Raw genomic sequence first — 8,198 nt, forward strand, 5'->3', positions numbered from 1 at the left:
ACCCCCCCCGTCGCCCCCACTCTCAACATACCCAGCAGTGGACAACATGCAAGAAGTATTGGAGATAGGAATCAGATGTGTGCTGTCCCAATCTCGGCACGCCGGACGGCATGGGCGCGCCCGCCGAGCGCGCCGCACGCGCGCTCGCCCCGCTGCTGCCCGAGCCCCTCGACCACGTGCTGCTCCAGGCCGACCTGACCGCCGTCGCCCCAGGACCGCTGCTGCGGCCGCTCGCCGCGCTGCTCTCCGTGGCCGCCGACATCGAGTCCAGGGGCGGCGCCACCGTCTACCGCTTCACGCCCGGCTCCGTGCGGCGGGCGCTCGACGCCGGGCAGTCGGCGTCCGACCTGCACGCGTTCCTCAAGAACCACAGCCGCACGCCCGTGCCGCAACCGCTCACCTACCTGATCGACGACGTGGCGCGCCGCCACGGCCACCTGCGGGTGGGCGCCGCCTCCGCGTACGTGCGGTCGGACGACGACGCCGTGCTCGACGAGATCCTCGCCGACAGGCGCTCGGCCAACCTGCGGCTGCGCCGCCTCGCGCCCACGGTGCTCGCCGCCCAGGCCGACCCGGCGACGCTCCTCGACGGGCTGCGCACCATGGGGTTCGCGCCCGCCGCCGAGTCCGCGGAGGGAGACGTGCTGATCACCCGCGCCCACGCGCACCGCACCCCCGCACGCACCGCGCCCGCCCCCGTGCCCGACGGGCCCGCGCAGCCCGCGCCCGCGCTGCTCGACGCCGCGGTACGTGCCATCCGCGCGGGCGACCTCGCCGCGACCGTCGAGCGCAAGCCGCTGCCCCAGGACACGTCGGGCACCGGCGCACCGCCGCGCACGACCGCCGCCGAGACGCTCGCCACGATGCAGGCAGCCGTCCTCACCGGGTCCACGCTGTGGATCGGGTACGTCAACGCCGAGGGCTCGGCCAGCCAGCGCGTGATCGCGCCGGTACGCGTGGAGGGCGGCTTCGTCACCGCGTACGACCACACCGCCGACGAGGTGCGCACCTACCCGCTGCACCGCGTCACGGGCGTCGCGGAACTGGCGGACGACCCGGCCTGAGCGCCGGCCCACCTACCGGTGGTGCAGCAGGCCGGCCAGGCGGCCACCGGCCCGGCGCCAGGCCGGCTCGGGCGGCTCCGGCTCGTCACGCCGCTTCGTGACGCGCGCACGGAGCGCCGCGACGCCCCCGCGCCGGACGGGCGCCTTGGCCGCGGGCCTCTTGGCCGAGGGCTTCCTGGTCACGGGCGCCTTGGCTGCCGGCTTCTCGGCTGCGGGCTTCTTCGGCGTCTTCCCATGCACGGCGGACCGCCACCGGCTCCTGCGCACCGGCCGCGCCTCGGCCAGCCGGTGGTACCTGCGCCCGATCAGCCTGCCGACGAGCAGGTACCCGATCAGCGCGCCCGCCGTATTGAGGATCACGTCGTCGACGTCGAACGCGCGCCCCTCGACCATCGCGCCCTGCGCCAGCTCGACGAGCACCATCACGACGCACGTCAGCAGCACCACCCGCACCATGCGCAGCCTGCGCGCCACCAGCACCGGCAGGATCACCCCGAACGGCGCTCCGATCAGCAGGTTTCCGCCGATCTGCTTGCACGCTCCGAGGAACGTGTAGTCGTCCACGTACTCGCGCAGCGAGTGGCCGGGGTGGAGGTTGGCACCGGCGATGTTCTTCGACGCGGGCGACGGGGTGAGCGTCAGCTCGGCGAGCACGGCGGAGAACGCCACGAGCGCCGCGAACGCGAGCACGAGGATGAGCAGCCGTAAGGCCGTACGCCCCCAACTCCGGGCCATCACAACGTCGTCGGAGGCCGGGTCGAGTGCCCGGGAGCGTTCGGTCTCTGCGGTCATGCGGTGCTGATGCCCCGTGCTCCCCGGCACATGCCGCGACCGCCGGCCGGCGACACGGCCGTCGTCCCCCGAGGATGTCGTCCCCCGAGGATCCGGTGGCCGCGTGACGCGGATCGCGCCGCGCAACCTCCCGCGATGGGCGACACTGGACGTTTGGCGTACCGCACGGGAACGGGCAGGGAAAGGGCGCGGCTGTGAACGGACCTCTCATCGTCCAGAGCGACAAGACGTTGCTGCTGGAGATCGGCCACGAGCAGACGGACGCGTGCCGCCGTGCCATCGCGCCGTTCGCCGAGCTGGAGCGTGCGCCGGAGCACATCCACACGTACCGGCTCACGCCCCTCGGGCTGTGGAACGCGCGCGCGGCTGGTCACGACGCCGAGCAGGTCGTGGACGCGCTCGTGGAGTACTCGCGCTACCCGGTGCCGCACGCGCTGCTCGTCGACGTCGCGGAGACGATGTCGCGCTACGGCCGCCTCACCCTCACCAAGCACCCGACCCACGGCCTGCTGCTGACCAGCACCGACCGGCCCGTGCTGGAAGAGATCCTGCGTTCGAAGAAGGTGCAGCCGCTCGTCGGCGCCCGCATCGACGAGGACAGCGTCGCCGTGCACCCCTCGGAGCGCGGCCAGATCAAGCAGACGCTGCTGAAGCTCGGCTGGCCCGCCGAGGACCTGGCGGGGTACGTGGACGGCGAGGCGCACCGCATCGACCTGGACGAGGACGGCTGGTCGCTGCGCCCGTACCAGAAGCAGGCGGTCGAGAACTTCTGGCACGGCGGCTCTGGCGTGGTCGTGCTGCCCTGCGGCGCGGGCAAGACGCTCGTCGGCGCGGGGGCGATGGCGGAGGCCAAGGCGACGACGCTGATCCTCGTCACGAACACCGTCTCGGCGCGCCAGTGGAAGCACGAGCTGGTGCGGCGCACGTCGCTGACCGAGGACGAGATCGGCGAGTACAGCGGCACGAGGAAGGAGATCAGGCCCGTCACGATCGCCACGTACCAGGTGCTCACGACGCGCAGGAAGGGTGTCTATCCGCACCTGGAGCTGTTCGACTCGCGTGACTGGGGCCTGATCGTCTACGACGAGGTGCACCTGCTGCCGGCGCCGGTCTTCAAGTTCACCGCCGATCTTCAGGCCAGGCGGCGGCTCGGGCTGACCGCGACGCTGGTGCGCGAGGACGGGCGCGAGTCGGACGTCTTCTCGCTGATCGGCCCGAAGCGGTTCGACGCGCCGTGGAAGGAGATCGAGGCGCAGGGCTACATCGCGCCGGCGGACTGCGTCGAGGTGCGCGTCAATCTGACCGACAGCGAGCGGCTGGCCTACGCGACGGCCGAGAGCGACGAGAAGTATCGCTTCTGCGCGACGACGGACACCAAGCAGAGGGTGACCGAGGCGCTGGTGCGCAAGCACAAGGGCGAGCAGACGCTGGTGATCGGCCAGTACATCGACCAGCTCGACGAGCTCGGCGAGCACCTGGGCGCGCCGGTGATCAAGGGCGAGACGAGCAACGCGCAGCGCGAGAAGCTCTTCGGTGAGTTCCGCGAGGGCGAGATCTCGGTGCTGGTCGTCTCGAAGGTCGCGAACTTCTCCATCGACCTGCCGGAGGCCACGGTCGCCATCCAGGTGTCGGGCACGTTCGGCTCGCGCCAGGAGGAGGCGCAGCGGCTCGGGCGCGTGCTGCGGCCGAAGGCGGACGGACACGAGGCGCGGTTCTACTCGGTGGTCGCGCGCGACACGATCGACCAGGACTTCGCGGCGCACCGGCAGCGCTTCCTGGCGGAGCAGGGCTACGCGTACCGAATCGTGGACGCGGACGAGCTGCTCGCGGGCGAGGCGTGAGGCACGCCTGAGACGACGGCCAGGGCTCAGCCCGCGCCGCCGTCCCGTTCGCGTGGGGCGCGCGAGGCGCGCGGGGCGCGTGGGGCGCGCGGACCTCGCGGCGTGGGCACCTGGCGGCGCTGGACGCCGGCGTCGTCCGCGTACTCGCCGAGTACGGCCACGTTGAACGCGGTCGACACGAAGACCTGGAGCGCGCGCATCGCGTCGCCGACGGTGTAGCTCTGGCGGGGCACGGCGCCCGCGCCGGTGGCGGTCGCGCCGTGGGGCGGGGTGATGGTGTGGCTGCTCATACGTCCATGATGGAACTCGGACATTCTCGGCACATCGGTCCGTGGTCTGAACCTCGCCGCGCCCCCGCTACGTCCTGAGGGCGCGCGCCGTACGCCTCGGGGCGCACGCGGGCCCGTCTCGTCCTCCCCCGCGAGAGGGACGTCATGCCCGGACGCGGGGCGGCTCCACCAGGCGGTCGCCCGACAGCAACGTACCGGCCTGCTTGACGTGCTGCAGCACGGGCGAGACCTCCATCGTCTGCAGGCCGGGCAGGGATCCGATGCGGTCGGAGGTGAACTCGAACAGCTCGTCCAGGTCACGGCAGTGCGCGACGGCGTGGATGTTGGAGGGCCCGGAGACGGCCGCGGCGAACGCGATCTCGGGCCGGAGCGCGAGCGCGCGTCCGACATCCTTCACGGCCGACGGGTGCACGCGCAGCCACAGGTTGGCCCGGGCGTGGTAGCCGAGGGCGGCCGCGGCGATCTCGACGTCGAGGTGGACGACGCGGCGCGCCAGCAGGGCGTTCAGGCGGCGCGACACGCGGCCCGGGGTGGTGTCCGCCGCCGCCGCGAGGGCGGCGAGGCCCGCGCGGCCGTCCTCCGCGAGAGCGTCGAGGATCCGCTCGTCCTCGGCGGTGAGGCGCACGGGGTCGCGGTCGACGACAGGGGACTCGGCGAAGGGCGGCCCCTCGCTGCCCAGCGCGGCCTCCTCCTCGGGCGTCAGCGCGCCCCGCAGGGCGGCCCAGTAGTGGCCGCGGCCGCCCATGAACTGCCGGAGCATGGCGTAGGCGTTGACGTCGAGGACGGCCGCGGTGCGCGGGAGGCGCCTGCCGAGGAGGTTCTCGCGCTGTTCGCGCGTGCGTGACTGGGTCGCGCAGGTCACCTCGCTGCCCGCGGCGGTCAGGGTCACCCAGTTGACGTCGTCGCGCCGGGCGAGCGCGTCGGCGATCGCGGCGACGCTGCCGGGGCGGCAGCGGATGCGCACCAGCCACCTGCTCTGCCCCAGCGCACCCGGGTTGACCAGGCCCGCGACGCGGATGACGCCGTCGGCGCGCAACCGCCGGTAGCGGCGGTTGACGGTGGACTCGGCGAGGCCGAGCGCGGCCGCGATCGAGGCGAACGACCCGCGGGGGACGACCTGGAGCGCGCGGATGATACGCACGTCATCGGGGTGCAGGGTGACGGATTCGGGCATCGGGAGCACTGCCATGGACGGAATCCTACGTTTCGAGCCGCGCGGCTCGCTGCGGCGGCAGCCCGGCGCACAGACTCGGCGGTGCACACCACGTCGTACGGAAACACGTCGTACGGAAGAGCGAAAGAACGGAGATGAGGCCTGATGTCATCGACTGCCGAAGGCCGGCGCACGCCGACCGCCCTCGTCGTCGGGGCCTCGCGCGGCCTCGGCCGGGCGATGGCGGCCGAGCTTCTCGACAGGGGGTGGGACGTCGTCGGCACGGTCCGCGACACCGCCGCGAGGACACCCCTGCACGACCTCGCGGACCGGGCCGGCGGCCGCGTCACCGTCGAGAGGCTCGACGTCAACGAGCCCGGGCACCTGCCGCCCCTGCGCGAGCGTCTCGCGGGCCGGGGGATCGACCTGCTGCTCGTCGCGGCGGGCACCACGAACAACCAGACGACACCGGTCGGCGCGATCTCCACCGAGGACTTCGTCGAGGTGATGACCACCAACGCGCTCGGCCCGATGCGCGTCATCGAGGCACTCCAGGACCTCGTGTCCCCCACCGGTCTCATCGCGGTGCTGTCTTCGGGGGAGGGCAGCATCACGAACAACACGGCCGGGGGCCGCGAGGTCTACCGGGGGAGCAAGGCGGCCCTGAACATGTTCATGCGCGGCTTCGCGGCCCGGCAGGCCGGTACGCTGCGCGCGCTCGTCCTGCTGGCGCCGGGCTGGATCCGCACCGACGGCGGCGGTCCCGAGGCGCCCTACACCGTCGAGGAGAGCACGCCGCTGCTGGTGGACGTCCTGCTGTCGCGGGCGGGCACGCCGGGCCTCGCGTACCTGGACCGCTCGGGCGACACCGTCCCCTGGTGAGTCCGGGTGGGCCCTGCCGAGCCATGGTGAGTCCGCGCGCGGCTCACGTCCGGAAAAGGGTTCGCCCGGCGTCGCGGCGGTCGCTAGAATCTCGCCTCTTGCCCGCCTCCCTCGTGGAGTGCCGCCGTCCGGACGGAAACCGGACGGTCGCCATGACGTGATCCGCTCCGTACGGAGACCGCGCACCGCCCCTCGCCGGGCGGAGCGCGGCCCGTCGGCGTGCGCACGTCCGCCCGCTGTTGCCGCGCACCCGCCACCGGAGGCCCGCCGTGCCCTCGCACGCCCCTGAACCCGACACCGCGCCCGCGCAGGACGCCGCCCCGCCCGATCCGCTGGGGCGCGAGCGCGCCCACCTCGCCGCGTCGCGCGCCGCGCTGCGCGCCATGCGGGAGGAGGTGGAGTCGCTCGACATTCGCGACGTGACCGCCAACTGGGTGAACGCCGCCGTCCTCGACGCGCAGATCAGGGAGCGCGTGAAGTCGCTCGCCGACCTCGCGCACACGCCGCTGTTCTTCGGGCGCCTCGACTACCTGCGCGCGGTCGGCGCGGACGAGGCGGAGGGCGGCGAGGGCGAGTCGTTCTACATCGGGCGGCGGCACGTGCACGACGCGCACGGCGACCCGATGGTGATCGACTGGCGCGCGCCCGTCTCGCAGCCGTTCTACCAGGCGTCCAAGAAGAATCCGCTGGACGTCGGCCTGCGGCGGCGCTTCGGCTACACGGGCGGCGACCTCACGGCGTACGAGGACGAGCACCTGTCCGACCCGGCGGAGGACGAGCGCACGAGCGCGCTCCTCCAGGCGGAGATCGAGCGGCCGCGCGTCGGCCCGATGCGCGACATCGTCGCGACGATCCAGCCGGAGCAGGACGAGATCGTGCGTTCGGGGCTCGGCGGGACGGTGTGCGTGCAGGGCGGGCCCGGCACGGGGAAGACGGCGGTCGGCCTGCACCGCGTGGCGTACCTGCTGTACGCGCACCGCGAGCGGCTCGCCCGCACGGGCACCCTCGTCGTCGGCCCGAACGCGTCGTTCCTGCACTACATCGAGCAGGTACTGCCCGCGCTCGGCGAGCTGGAGGTCAAGCAGTCGACGGTGGACGCGCTCGTCACGTCGGACGCGGTGCAAGTGCGCGGCGCGGACGCGGCGCAGGCGGCGATCGTCAAGGGTGACGCGCGGATGGCCGAGGTGCTGCGGCGCGCGGTCCGCTCGCACGTGACGCTGCCGGTGGAGCCGCTGATGCTGGTGCGCGGGTCGCGCCGGTGGCGCGTCCCGGCGTACGAGCTGGAGGAGATCGTGCGCGAGCTCCTCGACCGTGACATCCGCTACGGTGCGGCGCGCGACGCGCTGCCGCAGCGGATCGCGCACACGATCCTCGTCCGCATGGAGCGGGCGGGCGAGGCACCCGACGACCGCGTCCAGGACTCGGTGGCGCGCAATGCCGCCGTGAAGGCCGTGGTCAAGGCGGTCTGGCCGCCCGTGGACCCGGCGAAGCTGGTGCTGCGGCTGCTGTCGGACGCGGAGTTCCTCGCCGAGCACGCGGAGGGGCTGCTGACGCCCGATGAGCAGCGGACGATCCTGTGGGAGAAGCCGGCGCGCTCCGTGCGGTCGGTGAAGTGGTCGGCGGCGGACGCCGTGCTGATCGACGAGGCGGGCGATCTCGTGTCGCGGACCCACTCGCTCGGGCACGTCGTCCTCGACGAGGCGCAGGACCTGTCGCCGATGCAGTACCGGGCGGTGGGCAGGCGCTGCTCGACGGGGTCGGCCACGGTACTCGGCGACCTGGCGCAGGGCACCACCCCGTGGGCCACGGCGAGCTGGCCGGAGGCGCTGCGCCACCTGGGCAAGGCGGACGCGCTGGTGGAGGAGCTGACGGCGGGCTTCCGCGTGCCGCGCGAGGTGATCGCGTACGCGTCGCGGCTGCTGCCGTCGATCTCGCCCGGCCTCGCGGAGGTGCGCTCGGTGCGCGAGTCGCCGGGGTCGCTGTCGGTGCGGCGGGTGGAGGCGGACACGTCCCTGGACGCGGCGGTGCTCGACGCGTGCCGCGAGTCGCTCAAGCACGAGGGGTCCATCGGCCTGATCGCGGCCGACGCGCGCATCCCCCGGCTCGCGGCGGCGCTGGAGACGGCGGGGATGCCATGCCTGTCGCCCGGCGAGGAGACGACGGCCGAGTCAGATCC

At 73.4% G+C, this 8,198-nt stretch carries 6 protein-coding genes and 1 pseudogene; 4 read left to right on the top strand and 3 right to left on the bottom strand.

Going from position 1 to position 8,198, the window contains the following annotated elements; genetic code table 11:
• Positions 1 to 128 precede the first annotated feature (128 nt).
• Positions 129 to 1,064 (top strand): annotated as a pseudogene (locus JFN87_RS30180) (helicase-associated domain-containing protein); the annotation flags it as partial.
• Between the two features lie 12 nt (positions 1,065 to 1,076).
• Here JFN87_RS30180 and JFN87_RS30185 read toward each other — a convergent pair.
• Positions 1,077 to 1,856, bottom strand: coding sequence for a VanZ family protein (locus JFN87_RS30185; RefSeq protein WP_372449313.1), 780 nt, complete (start codon positions 1,854 to 1,856; stop codon positions 1,077 to 1,079).
• A gap of 194 nt (positions 1,857 to 2,050) precedes the next feature.
• Between JFN87_RS30185 and JFN87_RS30190 the strand changes: the two genes are divergently transcribed.
• Positions 2,051 to 3,697 carry a DNA repair helicase XPB gene (locus tag JFN87_RS30190; protein ID WP_209345232.1) on the top strand — a complete coding sequence of 549 codons (1,647 nt, stop codon included), beginning with the start codon at positions 2,051 to 2,053 and terminating at the stop codon, positions 3,695 to 3,697.
• A gap of 26 nt (positions 3,698 to 3,723) precedes the next feature.
• Here JFN87_RS30190 and JFN87_RS30195 read toward each other — a convergent pair whose 3' ends face one another.
• Entirely contained in the window at positions 3,724 to 3,987 is a 264-nt protein-coding gene (locus JFN87_RS30195) for a hypothetical protein (protein ID WP_209345240.1), read from the bottom strand.
• A 142-nt stretch (positions 3,988 to 4,129) separates the two neighbouring features.
• Complete coding sequence (locus JFN87_RS30200) at positions 4,130 to 5,176, bottom strand: Lrp/AsnC family transcriptional regulator (protein ID WP_245182547.1); 1,047 nt, start codon at positions 5,174 to 5,176, stop codon at positions 4,130 to 4,132.
• 129 nt (positions 5,177 to 5,305) lie between these two features.
• Here JFN87_RS30200 and JFN87_RS30205 point away from each other — a divergent pair, with 129 nt between their 5' ends.
• Positions 5,306 to 6,022, top strand: coding sequence for an SDR family NAD(P)-dependent oxidoreductase (locus JFN87_RS30205; protein ID WP_209345234.1), 717 nt, complete (start codon positions 5,306 to 5,308; stop codon positions 6,020 to 6,022).
• Between the two features lie 269 nt (positions 6,023 to 6,291).
• On the top strand, positions 6,292 to 8,198 hold a 1,907-nt coding region (locus tag JFN87_RS30210), incomplete at its 3' end, for a HelD family protein (RefSeq protein ID WP_307865651.1).

It is taken from the genome of Streptomyces montanisoli (genome assembly GCF_017813245.1).
Classification (GTDB): domain Bacteria; phylum Actinomycetota; class Actinomycetes; order Streptomycetales; family Streptomycetaceae; genus Streptomyces; species Streptomyces montanisoli.

What these genes read in the sequence shown, in the direction of transcription:
- JFN87_RS30185 (WP_372449313.1), bottom strand. Translation starts at nt 1,856, where the DNA reads ATGACCGCAGAGACCGAACGCTCCCGGGCACTCGACCCGGCCTCCGAC.
- JFN87_RS30205 (WP_209345234.1), top strand. Translation starts at nt 5,306, where the DNA reads ATGTCATCGACTGCCGAAGGCCGGCGCACGCCGACCGCCCTCGTCGTC.
- JFN87_RS30195 (WP_209345240.1), bottom strand. Translation starts at nt 3,987, where the DNA reads ATGAGCAGCCACACCATCACCCCGCCCCACGGCGCGACCGCCACCGGC.
- JFN87_RS30200 (WP_245182547.1), bottom strand. Translation starts at nt 5,176, where the DNA reads ATGGCAGTGCTCCCGATGCCCGAATCCGTCACCCTGCACCCCGATGAC.